We start from the raw sequence: 20,920 nt of genomic DNA on the forward strand, positions 1-20,920 counted from the left end.
ACAGAGCCCGAATCGCGCCGACCGTGCTCTTCGGGCCGAGCAATCACCTCCCCTTGAAAGGGGTGCACCCGTGATCGTCTCCAAGCGGAACTCCCTGCGCCTGGCCGCCGTGACCACCGTCGCCGTGCTCTCCCTCGGGCTGGCGGGCACCGCCGCCATGGCGGCCGCCCCGGCCGCCTACCCCACGTCCACCACGCAGCAGGCCGCGGCGCAGCAGGCCGCCGCGCACGCCGGCATCACCGCCAAGCCGTCCGTCACGACCGTCCAGGCCTGGCAGCTGTTCCGGGTCACCGGCACCACCACCGGGCTCAAGGCGGGCACCGAGGTGACCCTGCAGCAGAAGCAGCACGGCAAGTGGGTCACCCTGCCGGCCTCCGTCCGCACCAACCACAACGGCTCCTACTCGCTCGGCGTGAAGCTCGGCATCAAGGGCCTGAACGAGCTGCGCATCGTCAGCGGAGACGTCGCCTCCCCCGTGTTCACCGTCACCGTGCGCTGACCCACGGCCTACGGCCCCCGCCGTCGGGCGGTGCGGTGCCCGCTTCCGAGCGGCCACCGCACCGCCCGACGCCGCACGTGGGAACCAACTTCGGTGCCGGGTTCGTGGTTGTGGCCGTCGTCCGGGTCTGCTGGAGTTTGACCGCTTGTCCCTTCCGCCGGGCCCTGCCTGCGTTCAGCTGAGGCAGGTGGTCGAGCGCTGTGACCACGGTGAACGACACGTCCGGCCACGGCAGGGCCGAGCTCCGCGCGTGGGACCAGGCCAATCCCAGGCCGGAGGCCGAGGACCAAGCTGATTGCGGGCGCGCGGTGGCGTTCAGCGTGGAAGGACCCAGTCCGGTGTCCAGGTGCCGGGGGCTTCGTGGCCGGTCGTGGTGGCGGCGAGGTGGGCGCGGAGGGTGGCCAGTGCTGGGTGGGGGTTGTCGCGGTGCCAGAGGAGTGAGTGCGGGTAGACGGGCGTCGGGTCGGTCACCGGGATGCGGCGCAGGCCGTGGTCGGCGGGCCAGACGAGGCGGGTGTGCTCGCCCATGAAGGTGGCCAGGGCCGGAGTGTCGGCGATGGTGTCGAGGAGCGCGTCGGAGCCGAAGTTGGGGCCGGTCGCCTCGATGGTGAGGCCGAACTCGGCGACGAGGTCGTCGTAGTAGGCGCCCCACTCGGTATCGGGGACGATGCCGGGCATCCAGATCCGGTGCCCGGCGAGCTGGGCGACGGTCACCGACCGGGCGCCCGCCAGCGCGTGGGCGGGACCGGTGAGGAGCTGGAGCGGTTCGTCGATCACCCGGACGGACTCGATGTCCTCGGGAAGGGGCCGGCCGGGCGCGACGACGGCGCGGAAGGACGCGTCGATCGCACCGGAGCGGATGGCGTTGACGGCCGTCTCGATCTCGAACAGCATCATCACGTCGAGATCGATCTCGGGGTGCGCGCGGTGGAAGCCGCGCATCAGGCCCGACGCCGAGCCACGAAGGTTGATCACGTCGACGCGCAGCGGACGGCGGCCGGGGCGCACGGACTCGACCGCGCGCTCGGCGGCGCGCAGCAGCTCGCGCGCGTGGGGCAGGAAGGCCTGCCCGTCGATGGTGAGCTCGGCCCCGCGTGCGGTGCGGGTGAACAACCGCACGCCGAGGTTGCGTTCCAGCGCGGCGATGCGCTTGGAGACGGCCTGCTGGGTGACGGCCAGCTCGGCGGCGGCCTCCTGGAACTGCCCGGCGTCGGCGGCGGCGACGAAGGTCCGAACGGCGTCGAGGTCCATGGCGGCACTCTATAGGTACAACTGGTGGTTGTGGCTTGGCGGTCCTGTGGTTGTTTGATCCTTGAGGATGAGGCGCGCTTTGATGCTTCCGATCGCTGATCGGTTGTGCGGAGGGGGATGGCCGTCGGTCCGCCGAATCGTCTCCCGCGCCGACCGGGTGCCGCCAAGGTAAGTACCTGTGTCTGAACCCCCGATCCGGGTAGCCTGGAGCCCTAGCCTGGGCTGGTGTCCGAGGACAGCGGGCCGGTTGGTGAGCGGTGGTGCGAGGCTGCGACGTACGGCTGAGGCCGGAGTCGCGGCCCGGTACGCGTTTCTGCTCGACGGCGTGTCGTGCCAGGCAGTGGCGGGTGGACCAGCGGCTGCGGAAGCGGGTGGCGGCCGAGCTGAGCGGGGCCGGCCGGGTGGAGTGCCCGGAGTGCGACGCGTGGTGGGTGGCCGGGGTGGATCGGCGTTCGAACGCCCGGTACTGCTCGCGGCGGTGCGTGATGAGGGCCTGGCGGTCTCGGAACGAACCGTTCGGCGAACGGTCACAGTGACCGTTGAGCGAACGCCGAAACGGTCACGATTCGCTCAACTTCGTTCATCCGCAGGCTAGTTGTTGTGATCACCACATTCCGGGCCGGACTCTGCTGCACGGAAGCGGACCGGTCCCGTCACGGCCAACTGCCGTGCCTGGTCCGCGAGTTGGTGGTGAGATTCCACATGGCTCAGGAGATAGCGGAGAAGGTCGGCTGCGTCAGCGCCGACCGATACCAGGAGATCGTCGCCGAGCTGCGGAAGCTGGTCGAGACGACCACCCGCGCGCAGTTCACGATCGGCGACTACGCGCTGGAGATCGAGCCGATGCGCGAGGTCGGCGGCCAGGAGCACAGCGACGAGATGTTCTCCGTCAAGAAGTCGCTGGCCCGGGTGGCCGACGACGTCGGCCTGACCTACTCGCAGGTCAGGCGGGCGAGGTGGACCTCTTCGCGGTGGCCCAAGGACCGCCGGCAGGCCGGCGTCTCCTTCACGGTCCACGAGGTCCTGGCGGGGATCGCGGACGAGCGGGAGCGGTTCGAGGCGATCCTCAACCCACCGCAGCCCCGGGGAAGGTGGACGGCGGACGACGCCAAGCGCAGGGTCGGCCGGCAGGTCGATGTTCCGGTGACCCCGCAGGAGAAGGTCAGCGCGATCCACACCCTCGCCCAGGACGAGGAGGTCGCCGCGGTGGTGACCGGCGACCTGCTGCGGCGTCCGGGCGTGGTCGCGCAGGTCAAGCCGGAGGACAAGGTCCGGGTGGTGGAGGAGCTGACCCGCGACGACGAGGTCGCCGCGGCGGTCGCCCCCAAGTTCCTGCACCGGCCGGCGGTGGTCGCCCGGGTCGCCCCGGCGGAGAAGGTGAGGGTAGTCGAGGAGCTGACCCGCGAGGACCACGTCGCGGCGGAGGTGACCACCGGGCTGCTGCGGCGCCCGGACGTCGCGGCCCGGGCGATGGCCGACGACACCGCCCGCCACCAGGTCAACCACGCCCAGGTCGAGCGGGGGCGGCAGGCCCGCGAGCACTTCGAGGAGAACAGCCCGATCGCGCCGGTGATCCGCAAGATCGACCGGTCGGTGGAGTTCCTGGACCTGGTGACGGCCTGCCACGCGTTCGTCGCCGCGGCCGGGCGGGTCGTCCCGGGCCTGCGCGACCGGCAGCTCGGCGACGACGAGCAGTCGGTGATCCGGGAGAACTGCGCGCGCGTGAGGGCGACGCTGGACTGGATCGAGACGGCGGTCGACACCGGGAAGGTCGACATGGACGGCGAGCTGGCCCGCCTGCTCCAGGGTGAGTAGGCGATGCCCCGCGCCTCCCGGCGCAGGTCGGCGGCGGCCGAGCGGCACGCCGACACCGTTCGCAAGGTCCTCTTCGAGGCCCGTCCCGCCGGGCTGACCTTCGACCAGCTCGGCCGGGCCTCCTCGCTCAGCGCGGGTCAGGCCCGGGCGGGGCTGGCCTGCCTGCGCGACACCATCGCCGAACGGGGCTGGCCGCCGCTGATCTGGACGAGGGCGGACGGCTACCGGTTCTGCTCCGACCCGGTCGAGTTGCAGGCATACGAGGCCGCGGTGATCCGCGAGAAGCTCACCGAGTTCCGCCGGTTCATCACCGGTGTTGTCGCCCCGCACTTCGCCCTCCAGCCCAAGGGCCGGTGGGTGAAGCACCTGAACACCCAGATCAGCTCGGTGGAGTCCACGCTCGAAATGATCGCGGACTACAGCGATGCCTGACCGCCCTGGTCCGGCCGGCGGAGCCGGCCGGACCAGGGCCTTCGTCTTGAGGGGAGGGAACGAGGTTGGCCCGGCGTCGCTGCTACCCGTCGGACACCTTCGACGACGAGTGGGCGCTGATCGAGGCGCTTCTGCCGGTTCCGGCCTGCGAGACGAAGGCCGGCGGGCGGCCGGAGAAGCACCCGCGTCGGGAGATCGTGGACGCGATTCGGTACGTCGTGGACACGGGCTGCAAGTGGCGCGCGCTGCCGAAGGACTTCCCGCCCTGGCGCACGGTTTTCGGCTTCATGGCGCGCTGGGCGGCGGCCGGGGTGATCGGCCAGATCCGTGACCAGCTCCGCGCCCGGGTCCGCCGGGACATGGGCCGGGCGCCGGGCGCGGTCGCCACGATCATCGACTCGCAGTCGGTGAAGGCCGCCGAGACGGTCGGCAAGGACAGCCGGGGCTACGACGCGGCGAAGAAGACATCCGATGCGGAAAATCGTCAAGCCGCCAGGGACAGGTGGACTTCTCGTGGCGTGGGGAAGGCGATGTCCTCGCTGAAGTGCGTGCGCCGGGTGAGGCAATGGTGGAGGCAGCCGATCATGCGGCTGAAGAGGTTGCGTTGGGCGGCGGTGTGCCGGTCGCCGGCTTCGCGGCGGCGGTCGTAGTGGGCCCTGGCGCCGGTTGAGTGGGCCATCGCCGAGAAGGCCCACATGTAGCCGACCCCGGCCAGCCGCTGGTTCTTGACCCTGCGGGCCATGACCACCGTGCTCCTGCCGGAGGCCCTGGTGATCGGGGCCGCACCCGCGTAGGCCTTCATGCCCCTGGCGTTGGCGAAGCGGGAGCGGTCGTCGCCGATCTCGGCCAGGACGCGGGCGCCGCTGAGGGGACCGAGGCCGGGGAAGCTGGTGATGATCTCCGCGTCGGGGTGCTCCTCGAAGGCCTCGGTGGCGGCTTCGGCAAGGTCCTCGGCGCTGGTGCAGGCGGCATCCAATTGACGCAGGAGCGCGAGGGCCTGCCGGCCCATAGCCTGTTCAACCAAAGGGAGTTGGCGCATCTGCGGCGATCGGAGTGCGGCGTGGAGACGCTCGGCCTCGGCGTCGATCGTGTTCTTGCGGCCGGCCTTCTTCAGCAGGGCCCGCAGCTGGGCGCGGGTGAGCTTGGATGCCTTCGCCGGGGTCGGTGCCGCGGCGAGGAGGACGCGGGCGATCGGGTGGAAGATCCCTTCGCGTCGGTGGCCCACGGCCGCCAAGAAGCCGGGGAAGTACTCGCGCAGGTGCGACGTCAGCTTGTTGCCGGCCTGGGTGCGGTCCCAGACCGCGTTCTGCTGGGCACGGGCGAGCACGGCGACGGCCTGGACGAGCTCGCTGTCCGCGGGCAGCTGCCGGTGGGCGTCGGCGTCGGTGCGGAGAATGTTCGCCAACACCAAGGCGTCCAGGTGGTCCGACTTCTTGCGCGCGACGGTCCGGCGCTCGCGGTAGCGTGCCGCGGCCATGGGGTTGATCGCGTACACGGGGCGGCCTGTCGCCCGCAGCGCGGCGACCAGGAGGCCGTGCGAGGTCTCGATGGCCACCGGGATCGGGTTCTCCGCCGTGTCGCCGTGTTCGGCGAGCACCTGGAGAAGCTCGGTCATGCCTTCGACGCTGTCGTCGATGCGGGCCCGGGCCTTCAGCGCGCCCGATTCGTCCACGATGGCTATGTCGTGGTGGCCGCTGGCCCAGTCGATGCCGCAGAACACTCTCTCTTGCTCCAGTTCTCTCATCTGCTTCCTGCGTTTTAGCTGATCAAAGCCGTGCAGGGCATGCGTCTCTCTAATGGAAGGGCTCATTGGCCCGACATCCGATTAGCCGTTCATGACCCCAGCGACCTGCGGGGCCCTCAGTCTCGAACGGAGCTGGTGGCTCCCGATCACGTAAGAGGTGGTCCCCGCAGGAGGCTTGAACCATGATCATCATCGGTCATCAAGGGGATGGTGCTCGTCGTCAGCGGCGAGCGTCAGCACACGTCAGTCTTCTTTGAGGGCTCACGGGCCCGGATCAACGGAGGACGTTGTGCTGACGCCGGCGGCCGGCGACGAGCGGGCTCCAGTCGTGCCACCTGCCGCCCATTAGATCAACGGCAGGAAGCGGCACCTGGTGGTGGACACGAAGGGCCTGCCGCTGTTCGTGATGGTCACCCCCGCCGACATGACCGACCGCGACGCCGCGAAGGAGGTGCTGTTCCGGCTGCGGCTGATGCACCCGGAGATCACGATCGTCTGGGCCGACTCCGCCTACGCCGGGCAGCTGGTCGGCTGGGCGAAGAAGTACCTGAACCTCACCATCAAGACGGTGAGCCGGCCCAAGGACGCGAAGGGGTTCGTGGTCCTGCCGCGCCGTTGGGTGGTCGAACGCTCGCACGCCTGGGTGATGCACGCCCGCCGGCACGCCCGCGACTACGAACGCCTCGTCCAGCACTCCGAGTCGCTGATCACCTGGGCCGCGATCACCCTGATGACCAGGCGCATCACCAAGCGGCAGTCCAGGCGCTCGGGCCAGCCGGCGTCCCGCGAGGCCCAGCGGGACTGATCGTTCTCGGAGTCGGCCAACCGATCGCCACCCGGAGCCGCCGGAAGAACCGGCCGACCCCTACTCTCCCACGACCTCCCGGCGCCGGTCAGCCGGTTCGCCGACACCGGGGCCGCTTCCTGCCCGATGATGTGATCCATCCGACGAGCAGGGTGAACGGGCGGACTTGGGGGAAGGGCCACGCATGGAGATCATCAGCAGCACCGGCTTAGGCCGGCCCTGGCCCGAGCTGATGCCCGACCGCCGTCCGGCCCTGGTGGTCCCCGCAGCCCCCGGTCGTCCCCTGCTCGCCGAAGACGGCTGGGCCCCGCACGACGACGTCCCCGCCCTCACCACCGGTCAGCAGTGCGCCTGGTCCACCGTCCTGGACGGCTACCGGCTGACCGTTCGTCGCCCGTGCGGCCTGACCTGGTTCGACGGCGAGATCGCCGCCACCCGGGAGTGGCGAAACCGCGTCCACGTCCACGGCGCGCTGCTGCTGATCTCCGGCCCGTTCACCAGCGTCTTCGATTTCCGGCCCGTCGCCGCGGCCGGCCGCCTTCTGCTCCTCACCACGCCGGTCCGGCCCGCGGCCGGCACCTGACCGTCTCGGTTCAGTCGGGTTCCTCTTCCGCGTCGCCGATCTCCGCCCGCAGGTCGTGAATGCTCCGCAGGATCTCGATGAGGGCCGCCTCCGTCCGGCCGAGACCCCGGCGGACCCTGTCCACGTCGCCGGCCTCGAAGTGGAGGTGGGCGCCGAGCGCGTCCACCGCGACGGCGATCGCCATCGCCGACGCCATCCGGCCCGGGGGCGTCTCGTCCTGGTCAAGGCCCATGAGCTGCACGCCAGTGCGCTGCAACCGGTTGATCAGCGCGTTGGTCGACACCGCAGAGCCGGGGCCGGCCTGGTCCATCCACCCGAGCAGCACCTCGGCCTGGTCCTGGTCGACCCCCAGCCTCGTCGCGGCGGTGACCTCCAGTTCGACCCTGGCCAGCAGCACGCCGAGCAGCCGCCGGCGGTTTCCCTCCTCCGGACCCTGCGGCCACAGTTCAGGATCGAGTACGGGCTCGTCCCCCAGCGCGACCAGGGCCGCATAGACCTGCTCGGCGCTCACCGGGAACTCGCTCTCGACGCTCACCCGGCCCAGCCTCCCCGGTCAGCAGCGCGAGCGCGCGGACCCACGCCCGAGACACCACCCGTTCGATTCCCGGCCCAGCCGAACGCTTCGCACACCCTCAGAAACAGGTACTCAGCGACTTCACACACATGAAGAACACGGAAGTGCTGGCTCAAGATAACGGCCGCAAGCGCCACCTGGTCGTGGACACCCACGGCCTGCCGCTGTTCGTCATGGTCACCCCGGCCGACATGACCGACCGCGACGCGGCGAAGGAAGTGCTGTTCCGGCTGCGGCTGATGCATCCGGAGATCACGATCGTCTGGGCCGACTCCGGCTACGCGGGCCCGAAGCTGGGCGGCTGGGCGAAGAAGTACCTGAACCTGACCCTCAAGACCGTCGGCCGGCCGAAGGGCGTGAAGGGCTTCGTCGTGATCAAGCGCCGTTGGGTGGTGGAGCGGTCGATCGCCTGGATCATGCACGCCCGCCAGCACGCCAGGGACTACGAACGGCTGATCCAGCACTCCGAGTCGTTGATCACTTGGGCCGCGATCACCCTCATGACCAGGCGCATCACGCAAAGACAGTCCCGCAGGGCCGGCCAGCCCAATCCCCGCGCCCCGATCGGGCACTGATCATTCTCAAGTTCCCCGTCGGGAACGCGGCCGGGAAGAACCCGAGTCACCGGCCGGCGCCTCACTCTCCCACGGCCCCGGGCGGCCTGTCAGAGGATTCGCCGCGCTGAAGCAAACACCCGGCGGGTGATGTGATTCGTCGCCTCACTTTCCTGATGGTCAAGGCCAGTTGATTTTTTGGGCTTAAGGAGTGAAATCATCGCAAAACGCGCAAAGAGGCGTCCGCACTGAGCGATAGCAAGCGTATTCCCCGGGACTATGACACAAAGTCTCACACTGAGGAGAAATTGTGATCAAGAAAATGGCGGTCGTCGCGGCCGCTGTCACCGGTCTCGTGCTCACGAACGCGGGTTGGGCTGTCGCCAGCTCAGGCGGCGATCACGGGCACGGCGGAAACTCCGGAATCGCCTGCGTCGTCGGCGACGACGCAGGATTCTCCAACAACTGCGGCAACACGTACGTCTACGCCCCCAGCGTTCTGGGCAACCTGCTCAGCCTGCTCTCGCCTCCCCCCACTGGTGGTGGCGGTGGCAACAATGGCGGTGGCAACAATGGCGGTGGCAACAACGGCGGTGGCAACAACGGCGGTGGCAACAACGGCGGTGGCAACAGCGGTGGCAACAGCTGACCCGGCCCCGCCCTGGCATGTTCTGCCTTGGCCTCCCCTGGACCGGTGAGCAATCGGGTTAGGGTGCTCAGGCCATCGGCCCCAGCGCCAGCCCTCCGTCGATGGGCCGCCGCTGGGGCCGGCTGCTGCCGACTTCGCGTCCTCGCCGAGCTTCGATGTCCAGGGCCCAGGGCCCAGGGCCCAGGTCACACGATCACAGACTTCAACCAGTACCCGGACCGCCCCCCCTGGCTGACCATCCGCCGGCCCGGTGGCCGCCTGACTTGGTTCGACGGCGATATCGCCACCACCCGCGAGTGGAGCCGTACGGTCCGCGCGCACCGCACTCTGCCGCTGATCACCGGCCCGTTCACCAGCGTCCTCGACTTCCAGTCCGCCACCACAGGCCGGTTGTTCCTCCTCCCCACCCCGCTCCAGGTCGCCGACGGCACCTGAGATCATCCCTGTTCGATTCCTGACCTGGGCAGATGCCGCCCGGATGAATGAAAACAGGCTCTAAGCTTGTTGTTTAACCTCGGCGGTCACTCGACCTGCTGATCTGCGGTTCTTCCCGGGACAGTGGAGACGGCCGTTCTCCACGCTTCGAGATGTCGAGTCACGAAGCACGAGAGAACGGCCGCTGCCCATGAGTCTCCCCCTCGACCCGCCCGCATGCCAGGCATTGGCTCTCCTGTCCCGCTTTCGGGTTGAGTTCTACGAATGCCTCTACGCCCGCGCGGACTCACTCTTCGAGCTCACCGATGCGGTGCTGTGCACGGACGGGCCGGTGAAGACCCTCGTCGAGCTGTCGCTCACGGCCGAGCACCGTCGGGGGCATGGCGCCCTGTATGCCGCGCTGGACCGGGGCTGGCTGGAGCCGGCCCGGCTGCGTCGCATGCTGGCCGGCCTGCCGCTGCCGAAGGCGGCCGACGGCCGGATCGTGCTGGCCGTCGACGTGAGCAACTGGCTCCGCCCCGACGCCCCCACCAGCGACGACCGGCTCTTCTGTCACGTCTACGGACGTGGCGACCGCAAAACGGACCAGCTCGTTCCCGGCTGGCCGTACTCCTTCGTCGCCGCCCTGGAAACAGGCCGTACCTCCTGGGTCGCGCTGCTGGACGCCGTGCGCCTCGGGCCGGCCGACGACGCGACCGCCGTCACCGCCGCCCAACTACGCGATGTCGTAGAGCGGTTGACACAGGCCGGACACTGGCAGCCAGCCGACCCGGAGATCCTGATCATGATGGACTCCGGCTACGACGTCGCCTACCTCTCGCACGCTCTCGTGGACCTTCCGGTCGTGCTGGTCGGACGCTTGCGCTCGGACCGCGTCATGCTCCGAGACGCAGGCCCCACACGCTCCACCCCGAGGGGCGGGCGCCCGCGTCGACACGGCGGCGTCCTCACCTTCGCGAAGCCCGAGAGCTGGCATCAGCCCGAGGTCACCACGGTCACGGACACCACCCGTTACGGCACCGCGGAGGCGGTCGCGTGGGACCGGATGCACCCCAGGCTCACCCATCGCGGCCCCTGGCTGGACCACGCAAAGGAAGAACTGCCGATCCTGCACGGGACATTGGTGCGACTGAAGGTCGATCGCTTGCCGGGCGACCGGGATCCGAAACCGGTCTGGCTGTGGTGCTCGGCCACCGCCGCCACCGGCGCGGACGTGGACCGCTGGTGGCAGTCGTTCCTGCGCGGATTCGACCTGGAACACACCTTCAGACTCATGAAGCAGACGCTCGGCTGGACCGCCCCGAAGATCCGCCACGCCGACAGCGCTGACCTGTGGACCTGGCTCATCATCGCCGCCCACACCCAACTCCGTCTGGCCCGGCCGCTGGCCGAGGACCTCCGCCGCCCCTGGGAACGGCCCGCCGAGCCCCGCCGTCTCACCCCCGCCCGGGTGCGGCGGGGGTTTCGCAACATCCGCCCGACCATCGCTCGCCCCGCGACAGCACCGAAACCGTCCAAGCCGGGCCCCGGACGGCCGCCCGGCTCGAAGAACAAGCAGCGGGCCACGCGTCACGACGTCGGAAAGACGGTCAAACGCGCCGAATCGATCAAGGAACACCAAGCCCGACGAGGATAAATTCCAAGCTAAGGAGAGAACTCGCGTGAGTACTGCCCCTGCGTCTGCCCCCGCGCTTGACCCCGAGCACACCGCTCTGCTCGTCCTGGACTGCCAGCCCGCGATCCTGGCCGTTCTGCCCGAGGGCGGGGGCCGGGAAGCCCTGCTCGACCGTGTGGAAGCGGCGATCGCCGACGTCCGCACCAGCGGCGCCACCGTCGCCTACGTGCGCGTCGGCTTCACCGAGGCCGACTGGGACGCGATCCCGGCCACCAACAAGTCCTTCGCCCCGCTGGCCCGACACCGCGTCATGCACCACGAGGACCCTGCCACGGCCGTCCACGAGCGCCTGGCCCCCCGGGACGGCGACCTCGTCGTGCGCAAGACCCGCTACGGCGGCATGTCCACCACCGACCTCGACCGGCAGCTGCGCGAGCGCGGCATCACCACGCTGGTCGTCTCCGGCATCAGCACCAGCGGCGTCGTCCTGTCCACCGTCCTCGACGCGGCCGACCGCGACTACCGGCTCTACGTCCTGTCCGACGGCGTCGCCGACCCGGACACCGAAGTCCATGACGTCCTGCTCCAGAAGGTCCTCCCCTCGCGGGCCCACATCATCGACACCGCCGAGCTGCGCACCCTGCTCCGGGCCGACTGACTCGAACCGCCGAACCGCCGAACCGCCGAACCGCCGAACCGCCGAGCCGCCGAGCCGGAGACGGGAGCGGTGTCAGCCGGACACCGCGCGCGCCCGGCGAGCACACTTCCACCGTGCCCCCGTGCCCGAGGGTCGTGGTACTCGGCCGGCTGCGGGCTCTCCCCGGTCCCGGCGGCCGCCGCGGATCCGCAGGTGTTCATGTGGGCCCTCGGGAAGGAGGACGCGAGCGCTGCCGAGACGGCGCTGATCCGTTTGGCGGCGATGACCGGCGGCACGCGGCCCGCCCAGGGAGCCGGCTGGGGCTGGGGCCGTGGAGACCGGGCGGGGAGTCCGGACCCGGTTCACCAGCTGTTGAGCCGCTGGTTCGAGGGCGATCACATGGTGCGTCAGATCGCAGAGCCCGACGCTTGACTCGCCGGGCAGGTCGGGTCCGCCGACCGGGTCGCTCCGGTACGGCCGGGTCACTCCGTTACGGGCAGGCACTCGGTGAGCAGGCCGACGATGTCGCGCCAGGCGCGCTGAGCGTGCCGGGGGTGGTGGCCGACGCCGGGGAGCACGGTGTGGCCGACCGTCGGGTGGTGGAAGGCGTGCAAGGCGCCGCCGTAGACCACGAGGCGCCAGTCGACGCCCGCGGCCTGCATCTCGGCGGCGAACGCGTCCCGTTGTGCGGGCGGCATGATCGGGTCTTCCGATCCGACCCCGGCCCACACCGGGCAGCGGATGCGCGCCGCCTCGCCGGGTCGGCCCGTGGTCAGGGCGTTGACCGTCCCGATCGCCCGCAGGTCGACGCCGTCGCGCCCGAGTTCCAGTGCGATCGCGCCGCCGGTGCCGTAGCCGATGGCGGCGATCCGGTCGGGGTCGGTCCGCGGTTCGGCGCGCAGCACGTCGAGCGCCGCGTGGCCGATGCCCCGCATCCGGTCGGGGTCGGCGAGCAGGGGAGTGACGTGCGCCAGCATCTCCTGCGGGTCGGTGAACCAGCGCCCGCCGTTGATGTCGAAGGCCATTGCCACGTAGCCGAGTTCGGCGAGGGCGTCGGCCCGGCGGCGCTGGAAGTCGTTGAGCCCGGGCCCCTCGGGCCCGACCAGGACCGCGGGTCGGCGGCCGGTACCGGCCGGGAGCGCGAGGTGCCCGATCATCGTGAGGCCGTCGGCCGGGTACTCGACCGTGTGCGTGGTAACCGTCGTCATGGGACCGGACTGTAGTGAGCGTCGAGCCCGGGCGGGCCGGTTTTTCGCCGGCGGCAGAACGGCGCGGGTGTGCCTCGGATGATGCGGCGATGCCAGTGGTGGGACCGGGCTCGGGGGCCGGTCCCACCACGGACGGCGGTCGGCGGGAGGCGGATCGGCGGGTTCGTCTCACGCGACGTCGTCGGCCGCCCGCGCTTGCACCGTCCGCTCCGTCATCCGCTCCAGGCTCGTGTCAGTATCCGGCCGGGGCGTCCTCGATGTCCGAGATGAGCTTGGTGCTCAGGTCGCTCTGCACGGCCAGCTCGGTGTGCGTGGCGTTGGGGCCGGTGCCCCAGGTGAGCGTGACGGTGGTGAACAGGTGGCCGGCTCCGGAGTCGTGGTACCGCACCTCCCAGTGGGTGGGCACGTCCTGGGCGCGGAGGACGCCGTCGGCGTGGTTGGCCTGCTCCCAGGCGGCCAGTCGCTGCTGGAAGTCCTCCGTGAGGTAGTGGGCGCGCAGGCCGTCCGACAGGTTGTCGGTGCCGTCGGAGACGGCGTCGATGTAGGCGCCGTAGAAGTCGGCGACCCGGTCGACCGCGGAGTCCGGGCTCCCGTCGCGGACCGGGTCCCCCGGCGCCACCCGCTGCCCGACCGCCTGCTCGGTACGGGTCGGGGAGACGGGGTGCTGCGGGCCGGCCGCCGTGGCCTGCGGCGCGGCCGCCGCCAGGATCAGGCCGACCGTGGCGGCCGCCGCCAGCAGTCCGCGTCGAACACTCAGCTTCATCGTCAGTCTCCCTCGTCATGCCAACGGGTCGAGCCCTGGGCGGGTCACCTGGCAATGCGCGGACCGTCCGGGCCGGATCACACCAATCACCTGCTCAACGACGCCCGGCCCGGAAGGGAACGGGCCGCGCGAAATTCCGGCGCAGATCCGACCCTTCGGCGCTGGTCAGGTGCGGGCTTCGAGTCCGGCCAGGAGGTAGGCGACGTCCAGTCCTGTGTTGAGGTACTGCTCGAAGGTCCGGTTGTTCAGGGCCCAGGGCGATCGCTTCTGCCGGATGAGGGCGATGGCGGTGACGGCGTCGTGGCCCAGCTCGATCAGGGTCTGAGCGACGACGAGGCCTGAGCGGTTGTAGCCGGAGTGGCAACGCACGAGAACGGTTCGGTCGTTCCGTACGGCCGCAGCGGCAGTGACGGCCAGCTGTCGGACCGAGTGGAGCTGCTCGGCAGTCAGTGGGCTGTCGGGGATTTCACTGATCAGATGGTCGACTCCGGGGCTCGGCCCGTGGCCTGCTCGGGTGAACAGACTGATGACCAGGTCGAATTCGCGACCGACAACGGCGGTCTGCGCCTCGCCTTCAGGGCCGGCCCAGAAGTGTCCGCCCAGCCATAGCTGCGGCCTGACCTCGTTCCACGGCGCCTGCGGTTCGGGGGCATCGCGGTCCTTCTGGCGCGTCTTCATGGGCGCTCCTCTCCGGGTGGACCAACGACACGGTCGGACGGATGCGTTCCCTGCCCATTCCGATGCGCTGACGGCGGCCCCGTAGACGCAGGCGGTGCCGAGGTGGCGAGGTGGCGAAGGTGTCGTGAGGTCCGGCCGGTCACTGGGTGCCGCGGCCGGGGGCGGGTCGGTGCGGGGGTCGGCGTTCGTCGCGTTGGCGGTGCGGCTGCCCGTGGTGTGCCGTCGGGGGGCTGGTTCGTGGGCCCGGGCGGGGTGGTGGGCCGTGGTCGCGGAGTTCGCAGATCACCGCCCAGGCGACCGACACCACCGGCACCGCGACCACCGCGCCGAGGACACCGGCCAGCACGGCGCCGCCGATCACCGACAGCGCGACCGCCACCGGGTGGATCCGGACGGACCAGCCCATGACCAGCGGGTGCAGCAGATGGCCCTCGATCTGGCCGATGACCACGATCAGCCCGAGCACCAGCAGCGCGACCACCGGGCCGCGGGCCGCCAGGGCGACCAGCGCGGCGACGGCCAGCGCGATGGGGGAGCCGATCAGCGGGACGAGCGCCGCGACGAACTCCAGCATGATCAGTGGCAGCACGAGCGGCACCCGTAGGACGGCCAGCGCGACGCCGACCAGCACCGCGTTGGTCGCCGCCACGATCAGCACACCCCGGGTGTAGCCGGCGAAGGTGCGCCACGCGGCGTGCCCCGCGCGGTCCCAGGCAGATCGTGACCGGGCCGGGAGCTGGTGCTGCGCCCAGCACCACATCCGGTCGCCGGAGTGGAGGAAGAACACCGAGCAGAACACCGCGAGCGCCAGCCCGGTGAGCATTTCGACGACCCGGCTCGCCCCGCTGAGCGCGGTGCTGAGCAGCGCCGAGCGGTGGGCGGTGACGAACTCGCCGAGCTTCGCGCGCAGGTCGGTGACGGTGCCGGCCCGCAGGTGGAAGGGGGCGCCGGTGAGCAGGCGGTCGATCCGCCCGAGGCCGCCGCGCAGTTCGGTGCCCAGCCGGCCCCACTCGCCGACGACGGTCGTCCCCACCAGGGCGAGAACGCCGCCCACGACCACGATGGCGCACACGAGGACCAGCAGGACGGCGATCGAGCGGGGCAGCGCCCGTGCCAGCAGGTCGACGAGCGGCCGCAGGACCGAGGTGATGACCAGCGCCAGGAACACGGCGATGACCGGCAACTGGAGCCGGCCGAGGACGGAGACGGCCAGGTAGGCGGCCACCCCGAGCAGGAGCAGCCGCCAGGTGTACCCGGCGGCGGTCCGCAGCCCGGCCGGCACGCGGCCTCCGGACCCGTCGGACACGACGGGGCGCGCCCGGGGCAGGACCACCCGGGTCGGGTGGCGCCGCCGGGCCGGTCTCGCGCCGTTCACTCGCACGGGCGGCCTCCCTGGCGTCTGCCGGCTTCGTCCGGCGTCGCGCGGCTACCCGGGCCGACGGGCCGGAAACGGGAGAGGGTCCGGAAACGGCCGAGGGTCCGGAAACGATCGAGGGTCCGGAAACGATCGACGGGCCAGAAGCGGTCGGCGGGCCGGAAACGCTCGCGTCCACAGCTGCGCCGTGAGCGCGACCAGCAGCGCGCTGCGTGGCCCGCCACGTACACCGCCGCGGCGGTCAGGAACAGGCCGACGTGCCCGACGGTGGAGAACGCCGGCACACGTGTAGCCACCGTGGCTGCGGGCACACGCGGGGCATGGATGAGGAGCGGGTGGTGAGCCCGGCCCTGCCCGGGCCGGCGGCCCTGCCCGGGGCGGCGGTCCGTCCGGCCCGGGCCGTCCGCGCGACCCGAACCGCCGCGCGGGACGGCGGCCGGGACGGCAGGACTCCGCCGCGAACGGACCGGGAGCCCGCCGTGTCACGGCCGGCCGAGCAGCCCGGCGGGGGTGAGGGGGAGCAGCAAGTCGGCGGCCTGCGCGTCGCGGTGCGCCGGGAGGGCCGCGCGCGGGTGGTCTCCCTCGGAGGTGAACTGGACCACGGCAGCGCGAACGGTCTGTGGACGGCGCTGTCCCGTCCGGTGGCCGGGGGCGAGGAACGGATCGTCGTCGACCTCACCGGCCTGCGGTTCTGCGACTCCACCGGGCTGAACCTGCTGCTGCGCTCACGCCTGGACGCCGAGGCGGCCGGCCTGCGGCTGGGACTCGCCGGTCCGGGGCCCGTGGTGGCGAGGCTGTTCGCGATCACGGAAGCCGACACGGCGCTGCGCATCCACCCCGACCTCGACGCCGCTCTGAAGACCGCGGACCCGCCGCAGCGCGGCTGCGACGACGTGGAGTGAGGAGAACCCGGCATGAAGAGCCCCGGGGAGGGAGCGTTGCCGAAGGACTCCGGCCGGAGGGCGACGGCTTCCGGCCGGCGGCCGAGTGGCTCCGACCGGACCAGGCGGCTCGTGCTGGTCGGCAGTGAGAGCGCGGTCCAGCGGTCCCGGGACTTCAGCCGTGCGGCGCTGCTCGCCTGGCACTGGCTGCCCGCGCCGGATGCCGGGCGGCTGGCGGCGGCGGAGGACGTCCTGCTGATGGTGTCGGAGCTGGTCACCAATGCGTGCCTGCACGCGCCCGGCGGCCCCCGGGAGCTGCGGCTGGGCTGGGACGGCGAGCGGCTGCGGGTGGAGGTCTCGGACGCCAGCCCGGCCGCGCCGCGGCTGCGCCCGTTCGCGGACCCGGGCCGTCCCGGCGGCCACGGCCTGCGGGTGGTGGACCGGCTGGCGCGCGACTGGGGCTGCCTGCCCGAGGGCGAGGGGAAGCTGGTCTGGCTGGAGGTCGCGTCCCCGGTGGACCCTGGCGCCCTCCAGGGCTGAGCGGGGTCTCAGGCCTGACCGGGGTGCGGCTGGGGCGGCGGTGCCGGATCGGGGTCGGAACCGGGGCCCGGGAACGGGTCGGGAGTGGGGAAGGGCGGGATCGGCGGCGGTGCCGGGTCGGGGTCCTCGCCCGGCTTCGGGGCGGGGTTCGGGTGGGGGACCGGCTCGGTGTCCGGGCCGGGGGGAGCCGGGACGGTCATCATCACCGGCGTGGTCGTCATCAGCGGCATGGTCATCCTGACCGGCGTGGTGGTTCTGACCGGCATGGTGGTTCTGACCGGCGTGGTCGTCATGACGCCCTCCTCAACGGCCCAGCGCGTGCGACAGCTCGCGCTTGTTCATCTTCGAACGGCCCTTGACGCCGCGCTGCCTGGCTTCGTTGTAGAGCTGGTCGTAGGTCGGGCCCCGGGCCCCCGTGTGCGAGCGCTGCCCGCCGCGGCGGCCGGAGGAGATGTCGTGGAGCGAACTGCGGCTCGCGGTCTTCGACTCGCCGTGCCGGGCGCGTTCCTTGTTCACCGTGCGGGCGGCGATCTCCTCGGCCCGCTTCTCGGTCTCGCCCCGGTCGAGCGCGCTCTCCTTGATGTGCTCGTACTGGCGCTCCCGTTTGGGGCTGGATCCTCGGGGCATGGCGGCGCTCCTTTTCGTGACGGCAGGGCGTTGCCCGAGCGCGTGTACCCGTAGGCAAGGTAATAAACCGCCCAAAACATGAATCGGAAGTCGTGTGTCGGGTAGAGAACGCATGACGCGGCCGTGGATCGCAGCCAGTCGCGTCCGCACCCTCACCGGGTGCCACCGGGACCGTCGCCCGACGACACCGGGCCCAGGTCCTCCGGAAAAGCAGCCCCGTCGCGTTCGGCGCGAGCCGCTCGCGGCGCCGGGCGTTCGCCCCGATGCCCCAGGAGAGAGCCACCGTGTCCACCACGCTGGAAACCGGTCGCCCCACCGACCGGACGGCCGCCCCGCCGTCCGGCCTTCCGCCCGACGTGCCACCCCGCCCGACGGACGCGCAACTGCGCGCGATGGGCAAGTACGAGGCACGCGAACTCAGCGACGCGCTGTTCGAGCGCCTGGCCGCACTCGCCCGCGAAACGCATGCGTACAGCTACGTGCGCGGCACGATCATCGAACTCAACATGCCGCTGGTGCGCTTCATCGCCGCCCGCTTCCGCCACCGCGCCGAGGACATGGACGATATCCTCCAGGTCGGCACGATCGGCCTGATCAAGGCGGTCGACGGCTACGACCCGCACCGCGGCGTCGAGTTCGTCACCTACGCCATCCCCACCATCGCCGGTGAGATCAAGCGCTTCTTCCGTGACACCTCCTGGCCGGTCCGGGTCCCGCGCGGCATGCAGGAGCTGTACCTGACCGTCGCCCGCGGATCCGACCGGCTGGAGCAGGAACTCGGCCGCCTCCCGCACCCCGACGAGATCGCCGAGGACCTCCACATCACCGTCGAGCAGGCCGCCGAGGGCTTAGTCGCAGGCCGCGTCTACCGGCCCGACTCGCTGGACGCTGCGCGCGAGCAGGACCTCGACGAGAGCGGCAGCGCCATGCTGGACCGCATGGGGGCCTGTGACCCCGGCATCGAACTCGCGGATTTCCGCACCGCCGTGCGCCCCCTGCTCGCCCGGCTGTCGTGCCGCGATCAGACGGTGCTCAAGCTGCGCTTCTGGGACGGCTGGACCCAGTCCCAGATCGCCGAGCGCATCGGCGTCTCCCAGATGCACGTCTCCCGCCTGCTCACCGCCACCCTCACCAGCCTGCGCGAGCAGCTGGAGGACCGCGACGCCCCCGGCTGGGCGGACGAACCCGCAGGTCCGGCCGAACCCAGGGGAGCGGAGGACGGGGGAGCGGAGGACGGGAGAGCGGACGACGGCGGAATGACCGACCAGGGAGCCGCCGAACCCGAGGCGCCACGCTGATTTCTTTCCCTCCCGGGCGTTTCCGGCCCCCCGCAGCGGATAGCCGCGCTGCGGGGGGGGCGTCCTGGACGAAGCGTGATGAAGCGTGACGAAGGAGGAACACCGTGTCCCCGAAGGTTTCCGACCACGTCCGGATCGAGCGGCCGCTCTTCGACGGCACCCGCGATCCGGCGGGCGGCACCGTCACCCCCGGCGCGGACGGCGCCCCCGGCCACGGGCTGCGCCTCGCACCCGCCCGAGCGGATGCGTAGCGCACGGCGTGAACCGACCGGCCGGCCGGTGACGGAAGGAGCCGACACCATGACCCGCCGACCACCGACCGGCCGTGCCCCGGGGCCGGGCGGGTTCACCGCACGGGCCCGGCCGTGGGCCGGCGGCACCGTCCTCGCGCTGTACGGCGAACTCGACCTCGACTCGGTCGGCGCCCTGCACACGGCCCTCGACGCGGCCCTGGCCGCGCCCCTCACCGTCATCGTGCTCGACTGCGCCGACCTGGAGTTCTGCGACTCCACGGGGCTCAACTCGATGCTCCGGGCCCACGCCCGCGCGGCCGCCGAGGGCAGCCGGATCGAACTGGCCCGCCCCCGCCCGCTGGTCCTGCGGATGCTCGAACTGACCGGGGCCGTCGAGGTCTTCGCGCTGCGGGACGTGCCACCGGAGTGAACGCGCGGCCTGCCGCCCCGGGCCGCACGGGCGCGGGCCCCGGCCCCGGGCCCCGGGCCCCGGCCCGCCGGACCGACACCTGTCCTGCCTGCCGCCCTCCGGTGGCACAGTGGAAACAGGGCGGCGGCCCGCCGCCCCGGGGTCGGGACGTCCGGTCGGGCACCCCGGCCGTGCGGCGGACCCGGGCGGTGGAACGGATGGACGAGCGGTCGGCACCCGACGCCGACCCGGCCGAGCAGGCCCCGCGGCACCTGCTCGCCGGGCTGACCACCGTGCGCGACGGGGACTTCGCCACCCGGCTCGCGCCCGAGCAGCCCGGCATGCTCGGGGAGATCGCGACGAGCCTCGCCGGCGGCGCCGACGACCACGTCACCGAACCCGTCGACACCCGCCACCTGCTCGGCCGGATGCAGTACTGGCTGGACACGCCATGACCGCCGGGCACGAGCCCTCGGACACCACGGCCCGGGCCCTCGCCGAGACCGTGCGCCGGCTCCAGAGCGCCGCCGCCCGGGTGCAAGCCGACGCCCGCGCCCGCGCCGTCGTCGACCTGGCCACCGGGATCCTGGCCGAACGCCTCGGCCTGCTTCCCGCCGAAGCCGCCGCCTGCCTCGCCGGGCTCGCCCGGGAGGCCGCCGTGCCCGTGGCGGCCCTGGCCGCCGACATCGCCGGGGTGTCCGGGCAGGCACCCGGGCAGGCACCCGGACCGCTCGCGGGCACAGCCGACCCTGCGTCGCCCGACCCCGTGACGCCCGCTCTGGCCGCCGTCCCCGATCTGCAAGGCGCCGCCGAAGCCGTCCTGGAGCAGACGGCGGACGCGCTCGGCGCGCACGCCGTCGCGCTGTGGCTGCGGCTGCCGGGCGGTGTGCTCGCCCTCGCCGCGCACGCCGGGCTGCCCGCCGCCGAGGCCGACGCCTGGAGCCGGGTGCCACCCGGCGTCCCCACCCCGGCCCAGCACGTCGTGGTCGGCGGCGTGGAGCTGTGGCCCGGCGATCCGGAGGCCGCAGGCCCGTCGGTGGGAGCCGGCTCGGCCCGGGCCGTCCTCCCGCTGATCGACGCGGGCCGCCGCCGGGGCGCGCTGGAGGTCCTGTGGCCCGCACCCGGCCCCGCCCCCGCGCTCGGCGGGCCCCAACGCCGCCGGCTCCACGCCCTCGCCGACCTCTGCGCGACCCTCCTGGCCGACGTCCGCACTCCCGCTCCCGCTCCCGCTCCCGCTCCCGCTCCCGCTCCCGCTCCCGCTCCCGCTCCCGCTCCCGCTCCCGCTCCCGCTCCCGCTCCCGCTCCCGCTCCCGGT

General features: G+C 72.0%; 23 protein-coding genes and 3 pseudogenes. 17 read left to right on the forward strand and 9 right to left on the reverse strand.

Annotated features, from left to right (window positions below):
- Positions 1 to 70 precede the first annotated feature (70 nt).
- Entirely contained in the window at positions 71 to 499 is a 429-nt protein-coding gene (locus ACIOGZ_RS11425; protein ID WP_363584244.1) for a hypothetical protein, read from the forward strand.
- A gap of 315 nt (positions 500 to 814) precedes the next feature.
- Here the strand turns inward: ACIOGZ_RS11425 and ACIOGZ_RS11430 are convergent, their stop codons facing one another.
- Positions 815 to 1,750, reverse strand: a complete 936-nt coding sequence (locus ACIOGZ_RS11430) for a LysR family transcriptional regulator (protein ID WP_400985683.1) — start codon at positions 1,748 to 1,750, stop codon at positions 815 to 817.
- A gap of 702 nt (positions 1,751 to 2,452) precedes the next feature.
- Between ACIOGZ_RS11430 and ACIOGZ_RS11435 the strand changes: the two genes are divergently transcribed.
- The 3 genes and pseudogenes from ACIOGZ_RS11435 to ACIOGZ_RS11445 form a co-directional block, all read left to right on the forward strand.
- Positions 2,453 to 3,565: a DUF6192 family protein gene (locus ACIOGZ_RS11435; RefSeq protein WP_363584769.1), complete on the forward strand. Its 1,113-nt coding sequence runs from the start codon at positions 2,453 to 2,455 to the stop codon at positions 3,563 to 3,565.
- 3 nt (positions 3,566 to 3,568) lie between these two features.
- Positions 3,569 to 3,997: a RacP protein gene (locus ACIOGZ_RS11440; RefSeq protein WP_363629849.1), complete on the forward strand. Its 429-nt coding sequence runs from the start codon at positions 3,569 to 3,571 to the stop codon at positions 3,995 to 3,997.
- 65 nt (positions 3,998 to 4,062) lie between these two features.
- Positions 4,063 to 4,461: pseudogene (locus ACIOGZ_RS11445) on the forward strand (transposase); the annotation flags it as partial.
- A 20-nt stretch (positions 4,462 to 4,481) separates the two neighbouring features.
- Here the strand turns inward: ACIOGZ_RS11445 and ACIOGZ_RS11450 are convergent.
- On the reverse strand, positions 4,482 to 5,741 hold the full coding sequence (locus ACIOGZ_RS11450) for an IS110 family transposase (protein ID WP_400985684.1): 1,260 nt from the start codon (positions 5,739 to 5,741) through the stop codon (positions 4,482 to 4,484).
- A gap of 349 nt (positions 5,742 to 6,090) precedes the next feature.
- Here ACIOGZ_RS11450 and ACIOGZ_RS11455 point away from each other — a divergent pair.
- Positions 6,091 to 6,492, forward strand: a pseudogene (locus ACIOGZ_RS11455) (transposase); the annotation flags it as partial.
- 238 nt (positions 6,493 to 6,730) lie between these two features.
- The gene (locus tag ACIOGZ_RS11460; protein WP_363584775.1) at positions 6,731 to 7,129 is read left to right on the forward strand and encodes a hypothetical protein; all 399 of its coding nucleotides are present in this window, start codon (positions 6,731 to 6,733) and stop codon (positions 7,127 to 7,129) included.
- 10 nt (positions 7,130 to 7,139) lie between these two features.
- On the opposite strand, the gene ACIOGZ_RS11465 is transcribed toward ACIOGZ_RS11460, so the two are convergent.
- Positions 7,140 to 7,664 (reverse strand): hypothetical protein, encoded by a 525-nt coding sequence (locus tag ACIOGZ_RS11465; RefSeq protein ID WP_400985686.1) that lies wholly within the window; start codon positions 7,662 to 7,664, stop codon positions 7,140 to 7,142.
- Between the two features lie 158 nt (positions 7,665 to 7,822).
- Here ACIOGZ_RS11465 and ACIOGZ_RS11470 point away from each other — a divergent pair.
- From ACIOGZ_RS11470 to ACIOGZ_RS11485, 4 genes and pseudogenes are all read left to right on the forward strand, one after another.
- Positions 7,823 to 8,224, forward strand: a pseudogene (locus ACIOGZ_RS11470) (transposase); the annotation flags it as partial.
- Between the two features lie 343 nt (positions 8,225 to 8,567).
- Complete coding sequence (locus tag ACIOGZ_RS11475) at positions 8,568 to 8,906, forward strand: hypothetical protein (protein WP_400985687.1); 339 nt, start codon at positions 8,568 to 8,570, stop codon at positions 8,904 to 8,906.
- Between the two features lie 625 nt (positions 8,907 to 9,531).
- Positions 9,532 to 10,977: an NF041680 family putative transposase gene (locus tag ACIOGZ_RS11480; protein ID WP_400985689.1), complete on the forward strand. Its 1,446-nt coding sequence runs from the start codon at positions 9,532 to 9,534 to the stop codon at positions 10,975 to 10,977.
- A 25-nt stretch (positions 10,978 to 11,002) separates the two neighbouring features.
- Positions 11,003 to 11,614, forward strand: a complete 612-nt coding sequence (locus tag ACIOGZ_RS11485; protein ID WP_400985691.1) for a cysteine hydrolase — start codon at positions 11,003 to 11,005, stop codon at positions 11,612 to 11,614.
- Positions 11,615 to 12,075: 461 nt separating this feature from the next.
- Here the strand turns inward: ACIOGZ_RS11485 and ACIOGZ_RS11490 are convergent, their stop codons facing one another.
- The 4 genes from ACIOGZ_RS11490 to ACIOGZ_RS11505 all read right to left on the reverse strand — a co-directional run bounded on the left by ACIOGZ_RS11490 (position 12,076) and on the right by ACIOGZ_RS11505 (position 15,524).
- Positions 12,076 to 12,801: a dienelactone hydrolase family protein gene (locus tag ACIOGZ_RS11490; protein WP_363584238.1), complete on the reverse strand. Its 726-nt coding sequence runs from the start codon at positions 12,799 to 12,801 to the stop codon at positions 12,076 to 12,078.
- 232 nt (positions 12,802 to 13,033) lie between these two features.
- On the reverse strand, positions 13,034 to 13,564 hold the full coding sequence (locus tag ACIOGZ_RS11495; RefSeq protein ID WP_400985693.1) for a hypothetical protein: 531 nt from the start codon (positions 13,562 to 13,564) through the stop codon (positions 13,034 to 13,036).
- Between the two features lie 165 nt (positions 13,565 to 13,729).
- Positions 13,730 to 14,242: a protein phosphatase gene (locus ACIOGZ_RS11500; protein WP_363625665.1), complete on the reverse strand. Its 513-nt coding sequence runs from the start codon at positions 14,240 to 14,242 to the stop codon at positions 13,730 to 13,732.
- A gap of 139 nt (positions 14,243 to 14,381) precedes the next feature.
- Positions 14,382 to 15,524, reverse strand: coding sequence for an AI-2E family transporter (locus ACIOGZ_RS11505; RefSeq protein WP_400985694.1), 1,143 nt, complete (start codon positions 15,522 to 15,524; stop codon positions 14,382 to 14,384).
- A 413-nt stretch (positions 15,525 to 15,937) separates the two neighbouring features.
- On the opposite strand from ACIOGZ_RS11505, the gene ACIOGZ_RS11510 reads away from it, so the two are divergent.
- A complete protein-coding gene (locus ACIOGZ_RS11510) occupies positions 15,938 to 16,519 on the forward strand; it encodes an STAS domain-containing protein (RefSeq protein WP_400985696.1) in 582 nt (193 codons plus the stop codon).
- A 12-nt stretch (positions 16,520 to 16,531) separates the two neighbouring features.
- Positions 16,532 to 17,038: an ATP-binding protein gene (locus ACIOGZ_RS11515; protein WP_363584230.1), complete on the forward strand. Its 507-nt coding sequence runs from the start codon at positions 16,532 to 16,534 to the stop codon at positions 17,036 to 17,038.
- Positions 17,039 to 17,046: 8 nt separating this feature from the next.
- Here ACIOGZ_RS11515 and ACIOGZ_RS11520 read toward each other — a convergent pair whose 3' ends face one another.
- Both ACIOGZ_RS11520 and ACIOGZ_RS11525 read right to left on the reverse strand, forming a co-directional pair.
- Positions 17,047 to 17,331, reverse strand: coding sequence for a hypothetical protein (locus tag ACIOGZ_RS11520; RefSeq protein ID WP_363627680.1), 285 nt, complete (start codon positions 17,329 to 17,331; stop codon positions 17,047 to 17,049).
- Positions 17,332 to 17,341: 10 nt separating this feature from the next.
- The gene (locus tag ACIOGZ_RS11525; RefSeq protein WP_363584226.1) at positions 17,342 to 17,665 is read right to left on the reverse strand and encodes a plasmid stabilization protein; all 324 of its coding nucleotides are present in this window, start codon (positions 17,663 to 17,665) and stop codon (positions 17,342 to 17,344) included.
- Between the two features lie 284 nt (positions 17,666 to 17,949).
- On the opposite strand from ACIOGZ_RS11525, the gene ACIOGZ_RS11530 reads away from it, so the two are divergent.
- From ACIOGZ_RS11530 to ACIOGZ_RS11550, 5 genes are all read left to right on the forward strand, one after another.
- Positions 17,950 to 18,963 (forward strand): SigB/SigF/SigG family RNA polymerase sigma factor, encoded by a 1,014-nt coding sequence (locus tag ACIOGZ_RS11530; RefSeq protein WP_363584224.1) that lies wholly within the window; start codon positions 17,950 to 17,952, stop codon positions 18,961 to 18,963.
- Between the two features lie 104 nt (positions 18,964 to 19,067).
- The gene (locus ACIOGZ_RS11535) at positions 19,068 to 19,214 is read left to right on the forward strand and encodes a hypothetical protein (RefSeq protein WP_400806672.1); all 147 of its coding nucleotides are present in this window, start codon (positions 19,068 to 19,070) and stop codon (positions 19,212 to 19,214) included.
- 49 nt (positions 19,215 to 19,263) lie between these two features.
- Positions 19,264 to 19,626 (forward strand): STAS domain-containing protein, encoded by a 363-nt coding sequence (locus tag ACIOGZ_RS11540; RefSeq protein ID WP_363584222.1) that lies wholly within the window; start codon positions 19,264 to 19,266, stop codon positions 19,624 to 19,626.
- 197 nt (positions 19,627 to 19,823) lie between these two features.
- Positions 19,824 to 20,060, forward strand: coding sequence for a hypothetical protein (locus ACIOGZ_RS11545; protein ID WP_400985698.1), 237 nt, complete (start codon positions 19,824 to 19,826; stop codon positions 20,058 to 20,060).
- Positions 20,057 to 20,920 (forward strand): ANTAR domain-containing protein (locus ACIOGZ_RS11550; RefSeq protein ID WP_400985700.1); only part of this gene is annotated, 864 nt, incomplete at its 3' end. The genes ACIOGZ_RS11545 and ACIOGZ_RS11550, both read left to right, overlap by 4 nt.

Source organism: Kitasatospora sp. NPDC088160 (genome assembly GCF_044741445.1).
In the GTDB taxonomy this organism is placed as follows: domain Bacteria; phylum Actinomycetota; class Actinomycetes; order Streptomycetales; family Streptomycetaceae; genus Kitasatospora.